1 protein-coding gene is annotated in these 936 nt (G+C 40.3%); it reads right to left on the bottom strand.

What is annotated here, in order from left to right:
- Positions 1-170: 170 nt before the first annotated feature.
- Positions 171-701, bottom strand: coding sequence for an endonuclease SmrB (gene smrB / locus QQJ93_RS15810; RefSeq protein ID WP_089122581.1), 531 nt, complete (start codon positions 699-701; stop codon positions 171-173).
- Between the last annotated feature and the right edge of the window lie 235 nt (positions 702-936).

Genomic DNA, 936 nt, shown 5'->3' on the forward strand with positions numbered 1-936 from the left:
TAACGCCGCATAAAGCTTGTTTTAACTTGCCCTTCGGGAGCTTCATCCAAGCCTTTACACTGCGTCAGATTCATTTGAAAGGTGATTACATTCCTGCACGAATCTTTCTTGTTTAAAGACTTGGATGATAGCTCTGAATTCTGCATCTTGAAGTCACTTGGGTATATAGATTATTTCTCCGGAATACTGAGCAATACTAATAATGCGCCATTGCCGCCAAACTCCAATGGTGCTTGGTGGTAAGCCATAACATCTGGGTGTTGTGCCAGCCATAGTGGTACTTTTTGTTTTAAAATATGTTTGCCAATGCCATGCATTACGCTAGCACAATCAATCCCTTCCTTTACACAATGGGCGATCATAGCGCCTAGCTCACGTTTAGCTTCCATTTGCGTCATGCCGTGTAAGTCTAAAAATACATCGGGCACATAGACACCACGACGTAATCGCTTCAACTCATATTTAGATACATCATCACGAGCGTAACGAGTCGGACCATCTTCATTTAATAGTGGTACGAATTCGTCAGAAAAATAAAACTCATTATCCTTCGCTTCACGGAATGTTCGACGAATTTCTTTTTGTTGTAAATTCTTTTTCGGTTGTTGGATTATGGTATCCTGTGACAATCTTTTTACGCCCTTCATTTCTTGTTGAAATAGCGCAAAATCGTCATCACTATTGGTGTCTTTTTCGCTCATGACAAGTCCTTTACTGTAAGGGGCGGTATTGTATACCCAAGTAACTTCAAGATGCGAGTTTCAGCAAGAATAAAACAAGCTTTAGGCAAGGCAAATGGAATATGATGATCTATCTCTGTTCAATTTAACGCAGCATAAAGCTTGTTTTAACTTGCCCTTCGGGAGCTTCATCCAAATCTCTTCTTTTTTATAAGAGATAGGCTGCGTCAGATTGGTTTGAAAGGTGTCTACATTC

Source organism: Vibrio algivorus (assembly GCF_030161215.1).
Taxonomy (GTDB): domain Bacteria; phylum Pseudomonadota; class Gammaproteobacteria; order Enterobacterales; family Vibrionaceae; genus Vibrio; species Vibrio algivorus.

Bases quoted from the DNA above. Each gene is read 5' to 3' on its own strand.
- smrB (WP_089122581.1), bottom strand. From the start codon at position 701: ATGAGCGAAAAAGACACCAATAGTGATGACGATTTTGCGCTATTTCAA.